General features: G+C 67.9%; 15 protein-coding genes. 13 read left to right on the top strand and 2 right to left on the bottom strand.

Features of this window, described 5'->3' with window-relative positions; genetic code table 11:
- Positions 1-179 precede the first annotated feature (179 nt).
- The 4 genes from DXV50_RS05840 (at position 180) to DXV50_RS05825 (ending at position 5,452) form a co-directional block, all read left to right on the top strand.
- Positions 180-1,649: a DUF2130 domain-containing protein gene (locus DXV50_RS05840; protein WP_117205323.1), complete on the top strand. Its 1,470-nt coding sequence runs from the start codon at positions 180-182 to the stop codon at positions 1,647-1,649.
- A gap of 119 nt (positions 1,650-1,768) precedes the next feature.
- Positions 1,769-2,107, top strand: coding sequence for a metal-sensing transcriptional repressor (locus DXV50_RS05835; protein ID WP_117205322.1), 339 nt, complete (start codon positions 1,769-1,771; stop codon positions 2,105-2,107).
- A gap of 8 nt (positions 2,108-2,115) precedes the next feature.
- On the top strand, positions 2,116-4,716 hold the full coding sequence (locus DXV50_RS05830) for a heavy metal translocating P-type ATPase (RefSeq protein WP_198666472.1): 2,601 nt from the start codon (positions 2,116-2,118) through the stop codon (positions 4,714-4,716).
- Positions 4,717-4,885: 169 nt separating this feature from the next.
- Positions 4,886-5,452 carry a PTS sugar transporter subunit IIA gene (locus tag DXV50_RS05825; protein ID WP_117205320.1) on the top strand — a complete coding sequence of 189 codons (567 nt, stop codon included), beginning with the start codon at positions 4,886-4,888 and terminating at the stop codon, positions 5,450-5,452.
- 185 nt (positions 5,453-5,637) lie between these two features.
- On the opposite strand, the gene DXV50_RS05820 is transcribed toward DXV50_RS05825, so the two are convergent.
- Positions 5,638-5,943: a CDP-alcohol phosphatidyltransferase gene (locus tag DXV50_RS05820; protein ID WP_117205319.1), complete on the bottom strand. Its 306-nt coding sequence runs from the start codon at positions 5,941-5,943 to the stop codon at positions 5,638-5,640.
- A gap of 119 nt (positions 5,944-6,062) precedes the next feature.
- The gene (locus tag DXV50_RS05815; protein WP_117205318.1) at positions 6,063-6,716 is read right to left on the bottom strand and encodes an HAD family hydrolase; all 654 of its coding nucleotides are present in this window, start codon (positions 6,714-6,716) and stop codon (positions 6,063-6,065) included.
- A gap of 242 nt (positions 6,717-6,958) precedes the next feature.
- Here DXV50_RS05815 and aspS point away from each other — a divergent pair, with 242 nt between their 5' ends.
- From aspS to DXV50_RS05770, 9 genes are all read left to right on the top strand, one after another.
- Positions 6,959-8,725, top strand: a complete 1,767-nt coding sequence (gene aspS, locus DXV50_RS05810) for an aspartate--tRNA ligase (RefSeq protein WP_117205317.1) — start codon at positions 6,959-6,961, stop codon at positions 8,723-8,725.
- 122 nt (positions 8,726-8,847) lie between these two features.
- Positions 8,848-9,579: a ComF family protein gene (locus tag DXV50_RS05805; RefSeq protein WP_232817469.1), complete on the top strand. Its 732-nt coding sequence runs from the start codon at positions 8,848-8,850 to the stop codon at positions 9,577-9,579.
- 397 nt (positions 9,580-9,976) lie between these two features.
- A complete protein-coding gene (locus DXV50_RS05800) occupies positions 9,977-10,969 on the top strand; it encodes a substrate-binding periplasmic protein (RefSeq protein ID WP_157966972.1) in 993 nt (330 codons plus the stop codon).
- Between the two features lie 172 nt (positions 10,970-11,141).
- Positions 11,142-11,726, top strand: coding sequence for a ribosome hibernation-promoting factor, HPF/YfiA family (hpf, locus tag DXV50_RS05795; RefSeq protein ID WP_198666417.1), 585 nt, complete (start codon positions 11,142-11,144; stop codon positions 11,724-11,726).
- A 12-nt stretch (positions 11,727-11,738) separates the two neighbouring features.
- The gene (locus DXV50_RS05790; protein ID WP_117205314.1) at positions 11,739-12,785 is read left to right on the top strand and encodes a DegV family protein; all 1,047 of its coding nucleotides are present in this window, start codon (positions 11,739-11,741) and stop codon (positions 12,783-12,785) included.
- 68 nt (positions 12,786-12,853) lie between these two features.
- Positions 12,854-13,906, top strand: coding sequence for an NAD(P)-dependent oxidoreductase (locus tag DXV50_RS05785; protein ID WP_117205313.1), 1,053 nt, complete (start codon positions 12,854-12,856; stop codon positions 13,904-13,906).
- Positions 13,907-13,909: 3 nt separating this feature from the next.
- On the top strand, positions 13,910-14,356 hold the full coding sequence (locus DXV50_RS05780) for a hypothetical protein (RefSeq protein ID WP_232817468.1): 447 nt from the start codon (positions 13,910-13,912) through the stop codon (positions 14,354-14,356).
- Between the two features lie 120 nt (positions 14,357-14,476).
- Positions 14,477-15,058 carry a hypothetical protein gene (locus tag DXV50_RS05775; RefSeq protein ID WP_117205312.1) on the top strand — a complete coding sequence of 194 codons (582 nt, stop codon included), beginning with the start codon at positions 14,477-14,479 and terminating at the stop codon, positions 15,056-15,058.
- A 120-nt stretch (positions 15,059-15,178) separates the two neighbouring features.
- The gene (locus DXV50_RS05770; protein ID WP_117205311.1) at positions 15,179-16,126 is read left to right on the top strand and encodes a SurA N-terminal domain-containing protein; all 948 of its coding nucleotides are present in this window, start codon (positions 15,179-15,181) and stop codon (positions 16,124-16,126) included.
- Positions 16,127-16,131: the final 5 nt, after the last annotated feature.

The raw sequence follows: 16,131 nt of genomic DNA, 5'->3' as shown, positions 1-16,131 counted from the left end.
CGTACATTTAGATGAAGGGCCCTTCTCGCCAACTGGACAAACGCGGCGAGAGGGGCCTTCTGATTGTTATTTTGTACACTGCGCCGGGCGGGTTCGCGGGGAAGGTCGCCCTTGTCCGCAATTAATGTCCGGTGGGGCGTGTAGGCTAGGGGTGACTGGAATCCAAACGGGAGGTTGCCATGGCTGAGATCAGGTGCCCGCACTGTGGCGAGGCGTTCACCGTCGACGAGACCGAGTACGCCCAGATAGTCAAGCAGGTGCGCGACGCGGAGTTTGAGAGGGACATCGCCGAGCGCGTCGAGCTGGTGCGCCAGGGCCAGGCAAGTGCCGTCGAGGCCGCCGTGGCGCAGGCCAACGTGAGGGCCCAGCAGCAGCTCAGCAACGCTCGCGCGAGCCTCCAGGGCCAGCTTGCCGAGAAGGACGCGCTCATTGCCAAGCTACGTTCTGAGGTCGAGCAGGGCAAGAGTGCCGTTGACGTGGCGCGCCTGAGCGCCCAGCGCGAGGCCGACGCCAAGCTCGCCGCCCGCGACCGCGACCTGGCCCAGAGCAGGCAGCGCATCGCCGAGCTGGAGGCGCAGGCCAAGGCGGCCCAGCAGGCATTTGCAAGCGAGAAGGCCCTTGCGGTGCGCGAGGCCACCAGCGAGCAGGGAGAGAAGATCGTGGCCCTCGAGGGCCAGGTCACGGCCGCCCAGCTCGAGCGCGACCAGGTGGAGGCGCAGCTCCGCCAGGAGATGACCGAGAAGCTCGGCTACAAGGACCAGGCCATCCGCGACAAGGAGGACGAGATCGAGCGCCTACGCAACCAGCGCAGCCGCCTCTCGGTAAAGCTCATCGGAGAGACCCTCGAGCAGCACTGCGAGATGGAGTTCAACCGCGTGCGCATGATGGCCTTCCCCAAGGCGGAGTTCCACAAGGACAACGACGTGGTGGACGGCACCAAGGGCGACTACGTCTTCCGCGAGCTGGACGACTCCGGCGTGGAGGTGGTCTCCATCATGTTCGACATGAAGAACGAGGATGACAACTCCACCAATCGCAAGAGGAACGAGGACCACCTCAAGAAGCTCGACAAGGACCGCCGCGACAAGGGCTGCGAGTACGCCGTGCTCGTCTCCACGCTGGAGCCCGACAGCGAGCTGTACAATGCGGGCATCGTGGACGTCTCGTACCTGTACCCCAAGATGTACGTCATCCGCCCGCAGTTCTTTCTGCCGCTCATCTCGCTTTTGCGCAACGCCGGCAGAAACGCCGTGGAGGCCCGCCGCGAGCTGGAGGAGATCCGCCAGCAAAACATTGACATCACGGGCTTTGAGGATGCGCTCGAGGACTTTAAGGCCAAGTTCGGCAAGAACTACGAGACCGCAAGCAAGAAGTTCGGCACGGCCATTGAGGAGATCGACAAGACCATCGACCACCTCAACAAGGTCAAGGAGAACCTCCTCTCGTCCGAGCGCCAGCTGCGCATTGCCAACGACAAGGCCGAGGGCCTGACCATCCGCAAGCTCACCTGGAAGAACCCCACGATGAAGGCAAAGTTCGCCGAGGCCGCGGCAGAGCGCGAGGCCCGCGGCCTTGAGGCGGGGGAGGACGTTACGGGCGTCGATGCCGTGGCGGCCGACGACCCCGTGGAGCCCGACGAGGTGGAGTAGGGCCTGCCGGCGAGAAGTCCTTCTCGCCGGAGCCTTTGCTTGACAGATACCCCCAAGGGGTATAGTCTCGGCTTGTCAAGTACCCCATGGGGGTATGGGGCAAGCAACGAGGAGACACCATGTCCCAAGACGGCCAGAACGTCCAGAAACCTGCAGAGCAGCGCTGCTGCCACTGCGGGGCCCAGAAGCACACGCCGCGCTCAGAGCAGCTCAAGGCAGACGTGACGCGCCGGCTCAACCGCGCGATAGGCCAGCTCAACGGCATCAAGACCATGGTGGAGGAGGACCGCTACTGCGGAGACGTCCTCACCCAGCTGGCGGCCGTGGAGAGCGCGGTCAAGGCGGTCTCGCGCGAGGTCATGCAGGACCACCTCGAGACCTGCGTGGTGGAGCGCGTCCAGGCCGGCGACACCGAGGTCGTGGACGAGGTCATGGGCCTCTTCAAGAAGTTCATGTGAGGTGACCTCTGTTGAAGGAGACCTTTGACATTCAGGGCATGACCTGCGCGGCATGCTCGGCGCGTGTGCAGAAGGCGGCGTCCGGCGTGCCGGGCGTCACCGAGGCCAGCGTCAACCTGCTCAAGAACTCGATGGAGCTGGACTTTGACGGCACGGACGCCACGGCCGCCGCGGTGGTGGCCGCCATAGAGGACGCCGGCTACGGGGCGCTGCGCCGCAACGCGGCCGGACGCGGCGGTGCGAGCGCCGCCACCCCCGCCCCCGGCGACCTCGCACGCAAGGCCGCGGACGAGAAGTTCCGTCAGCTGGTGGTGTCTCTCGCCTTCAGCGTGCCGCTCTTCTACGTGGCCATGGGTCCTATGTTTGGCTGGCCGGAGGTGCCGGGCCTGGACGGCATGGAGAACATGATGGCCGCGGCGCTGACGCAGCTTCTGCTCTGCGTTCCCATCCTGTTGGTCAATCGCCACTACTTTGTGACCGGCTTCAAGACGCTCTGGCACCGCGCGCCCAACATGGACTCACTCATCGCGCTGGGCTCGGCTGCCTCCTTTGCCTACAGCGTGGTGTCCCTCTACCGCATGGCCTGGGCCTTCGGCGCCATGGACATGACGGCCGCCCACGAGGCCATGCACGGCATTTACCTGGACTCGGCGGGTATGATCTTGGCCCTCATCGACCTGGGCAAGTACTTCGAGGCCCGCGCCAAGGGCAAGACCACCGACGCCATAGCCGCGCTCATGGACCTGGCGCCCAAGACGGCCACCGTGGTGCGCGACGGCGCCGAGGTGAGTGTGCCCACCGAGGACGTTCGCGCCGGTGAGCGCGTCATCGTTCGCGCCGGCGAGTCCGTGCCGGTGGACGGCGTGGTGCTCGAGGGCAGCGCCTCCATCGACGAGTCCGCCATCACCGGAGAGCCCGTCCCCGTGGAGAAGGGCGTGGGCGACCGCGTGACCGCCGCTACCGTGAGTGGCCGCGGCTGGATTGTCGTGGAGGCCACGGCGGTGGGGGAGGATACCACCCTCGCCGGCATCATTCGCCTGGTGGACGAGGCCACAAGCTCCAAGGCCCCCATCGAGCGCATGGCCGACAGGATCGCCGGCGTCTTTGTGCCGGCGGTCATGGCCATCGCCGCCGTGGCCTTCTTGGCGTGGATGGCCATCTCGGCCGACTTTGCCACGGCCCTCAACCACGCCATATCAATTCTGGTCATAAGCTGCCCCTGCGCGCTGGGCCTGGCCACGCCCACGGCCATCATGGTGGGCACCGGCCGCGGCGCGGCAAACGGCGTGCTCATCAAGTCCGCCGAGGCGCTGGAGACCGCGTGCTCCGTGGACTATGTGGTGCTGGACAAGACCGGTACCGTCACGGCCGGAAGGCCCCGCGTGACCGACGTGGAGCTTGCGGCCGGCGTCAGCCAGGCCGAGCTCGTGCGCGTGGCGGCCGCCCTGGAGCGTAAGAGCGAGCACCCGCTTGCCGAGGCCGTCTGCGCCTATGCCGACGAGGTCTGCCCCAGCGCGGATGGGGACGCTCGCGTCGAGGGCTTCGAACAGGTGGCCGGTGGCGGCCTTGCGGGCACGGTTGACGGCAGGCGCGTGCTTGCCGGAAACGCCCGCCTCATGGAGAGGAACGGCGTCGACCTGGGCTCCTTTGCCCAGCGCGCGGACGCCCTGGCGGCCGAGGCAAAGACCCCGCTCTTCTTTGCCGCGGACGGCCGCGTGCTCGGCCTGGTGGCGGTGGCGGACCCCGTGAAGCCCACGAGCGCTGAGGCCGTCTCCCGCCTGCGCGCCCTGGGTGCCAAGACGCTGCTGCTCACCGGAGACGCGCGCCTCACGGCCGAGGCCGTGGCCCGCAAGGTTGGCGTCGACGAGGTCGTGGCCGGAGTGCTGCCCAGCCAGAAGGAGCTGCGTGTCCGCGAGCTGCAGCGCGCCGGCCACCGCGTGGCCATGGTGGGCGACGGCATCAACGACGCGCCGGCCCTGGCCCGCGCCGACGTGGGCATTGCCATCGGCGCTGGTACGGACGTGGCCATAGGCTCCGCCGACGTGGTGCTCATGCGCTCCGACCCGGCCGACGTCGCTCTGGCAATGGAGCTTTCGCGCGCCACCATGAGAAACATCCGCCAGAACCTGTTCTGGGCGCTGTTCTACAACTCCATCTGCATCCCGGTGGCTGCCGGCGTGCTGGTGCCCTGGGGCATCACGCTCAACCCCATGATCGGCGCGGCGGCCATGGGCTTCTCGTCGGTCTTCGTGGTGGGCAACGCGCTGCGCCTGCGCACCTGGAAGCCGTCCGAGCGCAGGGGGAGAGAGGCAACACCGGCCGCGGCCCCAGCCGTGACCGTGACCGAGACAGGGGCCGAGGCTGGGACCGAGGCCGCAACCCAACCAGAGGGGAGAACCACCATGGAGAAGAAGCTCAACGTCGAGGGCATGATGTGCCAGCACTGCGTGGCCCACGTCAAGGCCGCGCTGGAGGGCGTGGAGGGCGTCGGCGAGGTCACCGTCGACCTGGACGCCGGCACCGCCACGGCGGCCTGCGCCGAGGGCGTGACTGACGAGGCGCTCATCGCCGCCGTCAAGGGCGCCGGCTACGAGGCAAGCGTGGCCTAGCGCCTGGTTGCAGGCGATTGATACCAGTTGGGCCGACGAGGGCCACGCGCTTCTCGCCGGCCCCGCATCTTTGTGCCATGAGCCGAAGTTTGCGAACGTTTTGTTGACAGGCTGGGGAGAATGGCCGTTGGGGGAAGAACGTTCCATCACTAGCCAGGGAGGTTTCAACATGGGACTGCTGGACAAGATCAAGAGCGCGTTCTCCACGGGGTCGGGCGACGGGCAGGCGCCCGTCTCGGCGACCTTTGCCACGAGGGACGACGTGGTCTACGCGCCGGTCTCCGGCGTGCTGGTCAGCCTCAAGGAGGTCAACGACGAGGTGCTCTCCGCCGGCCTTCTGGGCGACGGCTACGGCATCGTGCCGGTGGGCAACGGCGTGCTGTACTCGCCCGTGAACGGACGCATTGGCGCCACCACGGTGACCAACCACGCCATCGGCATCTCCACGGCGGACGGCGTCGAGGTGCTCATCCACATCGGCATTGGCACCGTGGACATGGACGGCAAGGGCTTCACCCGCTACGTTGAGGCAAACGATGAGGTCAAGGCCGGCCAGCCCCTCATCTCCTTTGACCGTGACGCCATTGCCGCGGCGGGGCACGAGGACGTGGTGGCCTGCGTGGTCTCCAACCCCGACGCCTTCCAGAAGATCGAGCACGTGGGAGACTCCAACACCCTCCTGGGCGGCCGTCCCCTCGTCAAGCTCGGCGACCCGCTCCTGGTGGTCCGGCGCTAGGGAGCCCTGGCGGCGAGAAACACAAGGGCCGCCTGGCACCCCTGCCTGGCGGCCCGTCCTCTCCGCAGCCCACTTTCCCAGGAGGGCTGACGCACGACCAATCATAGCCCATGAAACGAAGAAGCGACCGGAACCCCTTGGGTACCGGCCGCTTTTGTGCTGCATGCGCGCTGTTGGGTGCGCCTCTACTGCTTCTCTCCCTTGATGGAGGCGTAGAACGTGGCGTGGTCAAAGACGTCCTTCACGGTCTTGCCGTTGACGAAGGGCAGGGAGAGGAACTCGTCCACGGTGGGAACGAGCTCGCTGCAGTCAGTGAAGTGGCCCTTGTCGTTGATGCGGCTGGTGTCCTGGGCGCGCCAGGACTCGTAGTTGACGTCCGTGAGGTAATAGATGGAGGAGTCAAGCTTCATGTACACCGAGTGATTGCAGTGCAGGTATTCGGCGAGCTCGTCGTAATTGATGTCGAGTGCCTCAGCAGCCTTCTTACCCATGGTGGCTCCCTTCGTTGAGCGACCTTGCCGGTGTTGGGGATGACTATAGCCCGCCCGCGCACCGGCGGCGCCGGCCGGCCGAAAATGTTAGGCGAGCGGCTGCATCTTCTCGCCGAGGGTCAGGAAAGAAGAACGCGCTGCAGCTCGGACGGGGTGTCCACGATGAGCGGGGCACCGACCTCCACAAGGGCCTCGCGGCTCCGGAAGCCCCAAGAGCAGGCCACGCAGTCGCAGTCGGCGTTTGCGGCCGTCGCCACGTCAACCTCGGAGTCGCCCACGTAGGCCACCGCTCCTGACCTGCCTCCCATTGCCTCAAGCGCGGCATCCACCATGGGACGGGCGGGCTTCTTGGGGATGCCCGCGGCCTCATTCTCTCCCATGACGCAGTCGAAGGCGTCCGGGAAGGTGGCGCGGATGATGGTCTGGACGGCAAAGTCGGCCTTGTTGGAGACCACGGCTACGTGCGCCCCGGCCTCGCGCAGGGCCGCAACCAGCTCGGGCATGCCGGCGTAGGGGGCCGTGTGGTCCATTGAGTGGGCGCCGTAGTGCTCCTTGAACGTCTTGAAGACCTCCTCGCGCAGCTCGTCGGGGCAATCCGCGGGGACGCTCCTCTTGATGAGCAGCACGATGCCGTTACCCGTGGCAAGGCGCACCTCGTCACGGCTACGCCCGGGAAGGCCGTAGGCCTCCAGCGCGTGGTTGACGGACAGGTAGAGGTCCTCCAACGTGTCCAAAAGGGTTCCGTCAAGGTCAAAGACAACGGTCTTGTACATGGGTAACTCCCCTCGGTGCTCCTTCGTGCGTCCCCAGCCTAGCACCTGGCGAGAAGAGCGCGCCGCGTAGCACCTCGTCCCTACGTTAACGTCTGCTTTCCCGCGGCCCTTCCCGACGTGGGAGGGCGGGGCGCGTGGTAGAGTTGCGAATTACGTGCGACGCTGCGCAGTCTACGCCTCGTCGCCGTCTGCTGGGAATCCGCCCGCACCGACACGGGGCGGAAGAGACGAGAGGAACTCGAATGGCTCACTCCATGCACACCCACACCTGTGGCGAGTTGCGCGCCGAGAACATCGGCCAGACCGTCACGCTCACCGGCTGGGTCTGGCACCGCCGCGACCACGGCGGCCTGATCTTCGTCGACCTGCGCGACCGCGCAGGTGTGACGCAGGTCTCCTTTGACCCCGAGCACTCCGGCGGCACCGCCTTCCACGCCGCCGAGACCATCCGCTCCGAGTGGCCCATCAAAGTCACCGGCACCGTGCGCGAGCGTCCCGAGGGCCAGGACAACGAGAAGCTGGCCACCGGCCGCATCGAGGTCCTGGTGAGCGAGCTCGAGGTGCTTAACACCTCCGTGACCCCGCCCTTCCAGATCGAGGACCACATCGACTGCTCCGAGGACGTGCGCCTTCGCTACCGCTACCTCGACATCCGCAGGCCCAAGATGGCGGCCAACCTCAAGCTGCGCTCCGACTTCACCTTCGCCATCCGCCAGGCGCTCCACAACCGCGAGTTCACCGAGGTGGAGACCCCGGCCCTCTTCAAGTCCACGCCCGAGGGCGCGCGTGACTTCCTGGTGCCCTCCCGCACCCAGCCAGGCCACTTCTACGCCCTGCCGCAGTCCCCGCAGCTGCTCAAGCAGCTCCTCATGGTGGGCGGCGTCGAGCGCTACTACCAGGTTGCCAAGTGCTTCCGCGACGAGGACCTGCGCGCCGACCGCCAGCCCGAGTTCACCCAGGTGGACATCGAGATGTCCTTTGTCGAGCAGGACGACGTCATGGGCGAGCTGGAGGAGGTCCTGAGCGACGCCTTCGGCCAGATGGGCGTGGAGATGCCCACCCCGCTGCGCCGCATCAACTACTGGGACGCCATGGACACCTACGGCGTCGACAAGCCCGACACCCGCTACGGCATGGAGCTGCACGACGTCACGCCGATCTTTGCCAACTCCAGCTTCAAGCTGTTTGCCTCCGCCGCGGCCGACGACAAGACCTTCGTCAAGGCCATCAACGCCAAGGGCGCCGGCGCCTGGCCGCGCGCCCAGATCGACAAGCTGGCAGACGTCGCCACCGGCTTTGGCGCCAAGGGCCTGGCCTATATCGCCTTCCGTCCGGACGGCTCCGTGACCAGCCCCATCGTCAAGTTCTTCTCTGACGAGGAAATGGCCGCCCTTCGCGCCGAGATGGACGTCGAGCCCGGCGACCTCGTGATGTTTGCCGTGGAGAGCCGCCTGAAGGCCGACGAGATTCTGGGCGGTATGCGCTGCCACATGGCCGACGCCCTGGACGTCCCCCGCGAGGGCCACGACTTCCTCTGGGTGGTCAACTTCCCGCTCTTCCACTGGGACGAGGACCGCAAGGCCTATGCGGCCGAGCACCAGCCCTTCACCCTGCCCACCGAGTCCGATGTGGCCAAGATCGAGGCCGACCCGCTGGCCGCGGGCAGCTTCACCTACGACTTCGTCATGGACGGCTACGAGGCCGGCGGTGGCGGCATGCGCATCCACAACGCCGACATGCAGATGGCCATGCTCAAGCTCCTGGGCTTCACCGAGGAGCGCGCGCAGGAGCAGTTCGGCTTCCTGATGGACGCCCTCAAGTTTGGTGCGCCTCCCATGGGCGGCTTTGCCCTGGGCCTGGACCGCGTGTGCATGCTGCTCACCGGCTCCGACTCCATCCGCGAGGTCATGGCCTTCCCCAAGACCTCCAGCGGCAGCGACCTCATGTCCGCCGCCCCCTCCGAGGTGAGCGTGAAGCAGCTCAAGGAGGTCTCCCTGCGCCTGCTCTAACGCCAGGGGCCCGGCTGGATGGGCCAGAGGGATCACATGGCTTTGACGCAACCGGCGGCGAGAAGAGCGCTCTTCTCGCCGCCGTGCTATTCTTCTCCAACCTTTTGTGAGAGGGGAGGGCCGTGCCGGGTAGAGGGGTGCTCTCAGCCGTCATGGACGAGGCTCTTGAGCTGGTTGCCCCCACGCGCTGCGTGGGCTGCGACGAGCCCGGGGCCCTCCTGTGCGACGAGTGCCTGGCCGCGCTGCCGTGGGTCCGCCAGGAGCTGGCGTGCCCCAACTGTGGCGCCCCGCACGGCGGCCTCACCTGCACCGAGTGCTCCGAGCCCTGGGAGACGCGCGCCTGCGTCTGCGCGCTGGGCTTTCTGGGGCCGGTGCGGCGGCTCGTCCCCGCGATGAAGGACTACCACGAGCTTCGACTGGCGCCGGTCATGGCGGCCGCCATGCTCTGCGCGCTGGAGGAGGCCACCGCCTGGCCCGCGGCGGACGGCCGGCCCCGCTATGACGCCGGCGAGGTGGACGCCGTCTGCTTTGTGCCGGCCACGGCCGCGGCCTTTGCGCGACGCGGGTTTGACCACATGGAGCTCGTCGCGCGCGAGCTCTGCCGGCTCACGGGGCTGCCGCTGGCCGACGTCCTGGTGCGCCGACGGGCGCGTGACCAGCGCGAGCTTGGCCAGGCCGAGCGCGCCGCCAACCTGGCTGGCACCGTCGAGGTGGCCGACGACGTCAGCGGCATGAGGCTGCTGCTCCTGGACGACGTGGTCACCACCGGCTCCACCATCCGCGAGGCCTCCCGCGCCCTTCTGTCCCGCGGCGCCTGCCCTCCCACCGCCTGCGCCCTCGCCCGCGTCTGGTAACTAACAGCGTCCCCATTGTCAGGTGCCATTGACGGGTGTTGGGCGGGTATACTGGGGAGGTTCCGCCTGGGTCTGTGGTTGCGGGGCGGCATCAGTCCGTCCCCAGTCCAAGGTAGACGAGGCCAAAGGGATCCACGTAAGCCCGGGCGTGCGCGCCCGGACGATCATGGTTCGTCCTAGAAGTAAGTCGCACCGTCCGTAATACTCAAGGGACATACGGTCCCGCGGGCGAGAGGGTTGCAAGTCAAGGGCGCCGCGGCGCCCACGGCGAAGGCCCCGGTGCGCGAGTGTGGGGTCAAAGACCAGGTCAGCCGGGCGGAACACCTGCTTTGCACAGAGTGGCCGCACCATGCGCCCCACCCATACCATCAGCTGGCGAGAAGGACGGAAGACACCCATGCGCGCCTCAACCCAAACCCAAAGGACCAACCTGCGCCGCGGGGCGCTTGCCCTCGCGTGCGCGGTCTCGCTCGCGGCGCTTCCCGCCTGCTCGCTCGGCCCCGTAGACCTCGACGCCCTCATGGGCAACGGCACCTCGGTGGCCGAGGCCAAGGCAGCAGCCCGCGCGGCCCGCTCCACCACCCTCACGGCAGACGAGCTTCACACGGCCGGCACTCTCACGGTGGGCCTGCTCTCCTCCGAGTCCGCGCCGCTGCTGCTCTCCTCGGCCGACGAGGGCCTCGACGTCGACGTGGCCTACGCCCTGGCCGACGAGCTGGGCGTGGACTGCGCGTTTGTCTCCGTGACCGGGCTCTCCGACGCCTACGATGCCTGCGACGTGGTCATGGGCGTTCGCGCCGGCGACGACGCGGACACCGCCGTGGCGGGCTCCTACGCCGAGGACGCCATGGCGCTCTTCTCGCGTGCCTCCTCGGGCACCAAGGCCACGGCGGCCGACCTTGCCGGCAAGACCGTGGGCGTCCAGGCGGGCTCCGTCTCCCAGCGCGCTCTGGCGAGCGCCGGCACACAGGCCGCCGAGCAGGACTTCACCAACCTCAACGAGGCCTTTGCCGCCCTTGAGGCCGGTACGGTCGACTACGTGCTGTGCGGCGCCTACCCCGGCGGCTACCTCGCCGCGGTCTACGACGGCATCTCCTGCGTCGGCACGCTCGCCCAGCCCGCCTACCTGGGCGTGGGCGTCAAGGCCGAGAACAACACGCTCTTCTCCAAGGTGCTTGAGGGCATGGACGTGATCTCCTCCAACGGCGTCCTGGACGTCTTGCGCGGCCGCTGGGTGGGAGGCATGTCTCGCCTTGACACCACCTCGGTCATCGACGGCATCCAGCAGGCCGACGCCAACGCGGACGATCAGGCCGACGCTGACGCAGAGGCCGACGCGGACGCCGGCACCGAGGCTGGGACCGCCTCCACCTCCACGGACGCCGCGTAGCCGCAGACGCGCGTTGCCAAAAGACCCGTCCGCCGAGCAATACGCCCCGCTCGGCCGCCGCCCGCCAGGCGCCCGACGCCGGCGGGCGCCCTTTTTGGGTAAGAGAGAGGTACGCGGCGCCCGCCTTGGCAGCCGCGGGTTCGCGATCTGCAACCGTTTTTAGGAGGCATCTATGGTGGACATCAAGATCTCCGGCCGCAAGGTCAGCGTTTCCGACGCCCTGCGCGATCACGTCGAGGCCAAGGTCGGGGGAGCCCTCAAGGTATTTGACATCAAGCCCATGAGCTGCGACGTCGTCCTGCGCGTGGACAAGAACCCGTCCAACCCCGAGCGCAAGGCCTGCGAGGTCACCGTCTTCGTCCGCGACAACGTGGTCCGCGTCGTGGCCACCTCCGACGACATGTACGCCGCCATCGACGAGGCCGCCGAGAAGGTCACCCGCCAGCTGCGCAAGTACAAGACCCGCGTCATCGACCGCCGTCAGCGTGCCCAGGCGGCCCCCGTCCCCGCCGCAACCGGGGAGGACCTCGCCAGCCTCATCGAGTCCGCTCCCGAGGAGGAGGACGACCAGCTCGTCCGCGAGAAGTACATCGACCTCAAGCCCATGACGGAGGAGGAGGCGCTCGTCCAGACTGACCTGCTCGGGCATGACTTCTTTGTGTTCATCAACGCCACGACGGGCCTCACCAACGTCATCTACCACCGCAAAAACGGTGGGTATGGCATTATTAAGCCTAGGATCGAAGAGAACGAGTAGTTGGGAGAATCCTTGTCCGAGGATCTGACCAAGACAGAAGAGAACGCCAACGCCCAGGCGTCGCAGGAGGCTGCGCGCCTGGGCCGCGCTTATCACAACAAGGCAAACGTCAACATCATTGTGGACTCGTGCGCGGACTTTGCGCCGGAGGTCGTGGAGGCCCTCGGCGTGGAGGTCGTGAGCTTCTCGTTTGTCATGGGCGGCCAGGAGCACGCCGATGACTTCTGGAAGTCCATGAGCCCGCACGACTTCTACGAGCGCATGCGCGCCGGCGAGGTGGCCACCACCGCCGCCGTGACCCCCGGCCACTACCTGGAGGTCTTCGAGCGCGCGGCCCAGAAGGGCGCGCCCACCGTCTACCTGGCCTTCACGCGCGGCCTCTCGTCCTCCGTGGACGCCGCCCGCCAGGCCGCCGACATGATCCGCGAGAAGTACCCAGACTTCGAGCTCTACGTGGTGGACAACCTCTGCCCCTCCGCGGCGGCAGAGCTCCTTGCCATTGAGGCCGTCCACCAGGCCGGCAACGGCCTTTCCGCAAAGGAGCTGGTGGAGTGGGTCGAGGAGGCCCGCTACTACATCCAGGGCTACTTCACCCTGGACTCCTTTGACGCCCTGGCCCGCGGCGGCCGCATCCCGCCCGCGGCGGCCACCGTCGGCGGCAAGCTGGACATCAAGCCCGAGCTCTCCTACGACCTCAACGGCGCCCTCACGCTGCGCGGCATGTGCCGCGGCCGCAAGAAGGCCCTGCGCGCCATCCTGGCGGACTTCAAGGCCAACCACCTCTCCGAGGAAGACCTCGGCGGCACGCCCCTTCCCATCGGCGTGGTCTCCGCAGACGCCGAGAAGGACGCCAAGTGGCTTGTCGACCAGCTCCGCAAGGAGCCCGGCTGCGCGGACGTCCCCGTGATCTACAGCTCCGTCTCGCCGGTCATCGGCGCCCACGTGGGCCCCGGCATGGTCGCCCTTGTCTTCTGGGGCAAGGACCGCCGCGAGAGCCTCTCCTTCACGGACCGCATCGCCCGCAGGGTGCGCGGCAAGAGGGACGAGTCCGCCAACTAGAAGCACAGAAGAGAACATGCCGCCCCGACGCCTGCCGGGGCGGCATGCCGCATGAAGAAAGGACCTCTATGCCCGTCAACTCCCACAGCAAGATCGCCTTCGTCGGCACCGGCATCATGGGCTCGGCCATCGCGGGCCACATCCTGGACGCCGGCTACGACGTCACGGTGACCAACCGCACCAAGGCCAAGGCCGAGGGCCTTCTGGCTCGCGGCGCCAAGTGGGCGGACACCCCCGCCGAGGCCGCCAAGGACGCCGACGTCGTCTTCACCATGGTGGGCTATCCCACCGACGTCGAGGACGTCTACCTGTCCACCGACGGACTCATCCGCGTGGCCAAGCGCGGCGCCTGGCTCATCGACCTCACCACGAGCTCCCCGCAGCTCGCCCGCGACATCCACGACGCCGCCGAGGTCGAGGACAAGCACGCCTTCGACTGCCCGGTCACCGGTGGCCAGAAGGGCGCCGAGGACGGCACCCTCACGCTCATCGTGGGCGCCACCGAGGAGGAGACGGCCCCCGTGCTGCCCATCCTGGAGACCTTCTCGGCAAAGGTCATGTACTTCGACCAGCCGGGCGGCGGCCAGACGGCCAAGCTCTGCAACCAGGTGAGCCTGGCCTCCTGCATGGTGGGCTACGCCGACGCGCTTGCCCTGGCCGAGCAGGCCGGCATCGACCAGCGCCAGGTGCTCGAGCTCATGGCCAACGGCACGGGTGGCTCCGGCGCCTCCAAGGCGCTTGCCCCCAAGGCCCTGGACGGCGACTACAAGCCCGGCTTCATGGTGGAGCACCTGCGCAAGGACATCGCCCTGGCGCTCCAGCGCGCCGAGGACCTGGACGTGGCCATGCCGGGTGCGGAGACCGCCTTCACCCTGTTTGACATGCTCTGCCAGATTGGCGGCTCCCGCATGGGCACCCAGGCCCTCTCGCTGCTCTACTCCGACGAGGCCACAGGCGCCGCGGCCGGCCTTGACTGGTCGCTGCTCAACCCCGAGGACTACGGCGCCGGCGACGGCTGCGGCTGCGGCCACGAGCACGGCGAGGGCGGCTGCTGCGGAGGCCACGGCGAGGGCCACGGCCACGGCGAGGGCGGCTGCTGCCACCACCACGAGGAGGCGTAGCGCGTGGACGCCGGCTTTGCCGTAGCCGTCATGGCGCTCGTGCTCTTCCTGTTTGGCATCGTGTCGGGCGTGGGCCTGGGAGACGAGCTTTCTCGCCGCTGCGTCACCAAGCGCGAGTACGGGCTCGCCAACGCCGGCGTGCTCCTGGTGGGCGCGCTTGCCTCCAGCGTGGTCCTGGTGACGGGGCTCTCCGTGCTCATGGGCCTGGTCATCGGCCTCATGGCCGGTGCCGTCGCCGGCCTCAAGCTGGGCTTCGGCGAGTCCGTGGGCCCGTGGAAGTTCGTCGACAAGACCTTCCGCGCCAACAAGGACCAGCTGAGGCGCGCCAAGGACGGAAAGCGCGCCGAGGCCGTTCGCCGCGCGCGCAGGGACGGCACGCCGGAGCCCGAGTTCATCAGCGTGCAGCAGGACGGGCCGGCCTCAAAGGGGCAGGGCAGCCCGCGCAAGTAGGGACGGGTTTCTCGCCGCGCCGGGCACGGGGCCGGCGGCACCAATCGGGTAACTCATCGCGGGCCTCTGGCGCGTTCTTGCCAGGGCCCGCGCGGACGCAAGACAGAGAGGAATCGCAACATGGCAAACTCCGCCAACGACCAGGAGGCAAGGCTCGCGCAGATGCGCATTCTCGTGGAGGAGCTCGCGGGCTCCAGCCGCCGTCGCCGCCAGGAGGTGGCCCACAAGATCGCCACCGTCGCGCACACAGACGCCAGCATGGTCACGCCCTTCGTCGGCTCCCTGATGGACGCCCTCGAGCGTCCCGAGGCGCAGACGCGCTGGGAGGTCCTGGACGCGCTGACCGCCCTGGTGGACGAGCACGCCGACGAGGTCGCCCCCGCCTTCGAGGCGGCCGAGACCGGCCTCTTTGACGAGGACTCCGCCCCCGTGCGCCTGGCCGGCTTCGTCTTCCTCTGCCGCTTTGGCGCCACCTCCGAGGAGCGCTCCGACCAGGTCTGGCCGCTTCTGGACGAGGCCATCCAGTGCTACCACGGCGACCCCGAGTACCGCGACATGCTCGTCGCCCTCCTGGCCTTCGTGCAGGGCGCTGCCTCCGCGGCCACCAAGGCGGCCCTGGCGGAGCGCCTGAAGTTCGACGCCGAGAACGGCGCGAGCTACGTCAAGAGCTTCTCGGCGCAGATCATTCAAGCTTGCGAATAGGTTTCTGCGCTCTCTGAGGGAGTCCTTTGACGCCGCCCCCGCAGCCTCGCGGGGGCGGTAGCATTTTGCATTTGGAACCTGACCCAGGGCGTCCGTGCGCCCACAACGAGAGGTGATTCTATGGCAGACAAGAACGACGAGAAGACCGAGGTGGCGCCCGTGGCCGCTGAGGCAAAGGCCGAGAAGGGCGCCAAGGCCAGCCAGGCCCCCAAGGCCGACGCCGCGCACAAGGGCGCCGACGCCGCGCTTCCCACCCCCGCGTGGGTGGCCATCGCCGTGGCGGCGCTGGTCGTGGGCGTCCTGTGCGGCCACTTCCTGCTGGGCGGCGGCAGCTCCATCTCGCTTTCCGGCAAGACCACGCTCACGGGCGACCAGCTCGACAGCACCATTGCCACCTACACCTACAACGGCAAGACCGTCGACGTGACGGCCCGCCAGGTGATCTCCCAGAGCAAGAGCGTTGACTCCGCCGCCAACAGCGACGGCACCTACAACGTGCCCGTAGCCGACGACGTGGTCTCCTACGCCCGCAACGCCATCGTGCTGCAGGCGGCCAAGGACCAGGGCATCTCCGTCACCGACGATGACCTCTCCGCCTACGCCAACCAGATGTTCCAGACCGACGACTACGCCACCATCGCCAGCAAGTACGGCATCGACGAGGACACGGCCAAGCAGACCATCTCCGACTCCTGCATGATGTCCAAGCTGCGCGACTCCGTGGTCACGGCCACCCTGCCCGAGCAGCCCACCAAGCCCACCGAGCCCGCCGAGGGCCAGCAGGACACCCCCACGGCCGACTACGCCAGCTACATCATCGGCCTTGCCGGCGACGAGTGGGACTCCGCCAACAACACCTGGGCCCGTACCGACGGCGACTACTACAACGCCCTCTCCAGCTACGAGATCTCCAACGACTCCGCAACCTACGCCGCCGCTCAGGCTGCCTACTACGTTGCCTACAGCAAATACAGCACGGCCTACAGCGACTACAACAGCCAGTGGACCACGTACGTGAACTCGCTGCTGTCCAACGCCAGCATTCAGCTCGGCTCGCTGGCCGTCTAGGAGGC

This window comes from Paratractidigestivibacter faecalis, from assembly GCF_003416765.1.
GTDB classification, from domain to species: Bacteria; Actinomycetota; Coriobacteriia; order Coriobacteriales; family Atopobiaceae; genus Paratractidigestivibacter; species Paratractidigestivibacter faecalis.
This window is presented reverse-complemented; position numbering and strand designations above follow the sequence as displayed.

Bases quoted from the DNA above. Each gene is read 5' to 3' on its own strand.
- DXV50_RS05840 (WP_117205323.1), top strand. From the start codon at position 180: ATGGCTGAGATCAGGTGCCCGCACTGTGGCGAGGCGTTCACCGTCGAC.
- DXV50_RS05835 (WP_117205322.1), top strand. From the start codon at position 1,769: ATGTCCCAAGACGGCCAGAACGTCCAGAAACCTGCAGAGCAGCGCTGC.
- DXV50_RS05825 (WP_117205320.1), top strand. From the start codon at position 4,886: ATGGGACTGCTGGACAAGATCAAGAGCGCGTTCTCCACGGGGTCGGGC.
- DXV50_RS05820 (WP_117205319.1), bottom strand. From the start codon at position 5,943: ATGGGTAAGAAGGCTGCTGAGGCACTCGACATCAATTACGACGAGCTC.
- DXV50_RS05815 (WP_117205318.1), bottom strand. From the start codon at position 6,716: ATGTACAAGACCGTTGTCTTTGACCTTGACGGAACCCTTTTGGACACG.
- aspS (WP_117205317.1), top strand. From the start codon at position 6,959: ATGGCTCACTCCATGCACACCCACACCTGTGGCGAGTTGCGCGCCGAG.
- DXV50_RS05800 (WP_157966972.1), top strand. From the start codon at position 9,977: ATGCGCGCCTCAACCCAAACCCAAAGGACCAACCTGCGCCGCGGGGCG.
- hpf (WP_198666417.1), top strand. From the start codon at position 11,142: ATGGTGGACATCAAGATCTCCGGCCGCAAGGTCAGCGTTTCCGACGCC.
- DXV50_RS05785 (WP_117205313.1), top strand. From the start codon at position 12,854: ATGCCCGTCAACTCCCACAGCAAGATCGCCTTCGTCGGCACCGGCATC.
- DXV50_RS05775 (WP_117205312.1), top strand. From the start codon at position 14,477: ATGGCAAACTCCGCCAACGACCAGGAGGCAAGGCTCGCGCAGATGCGC.
- DXV50_RS05770 (WP_117205311.1), top strand. From the start codon at position 15,179: ATGGCAGACAAGAACGACGAGAAGACCGAGGTGGCGCCCGTGGCCGCT.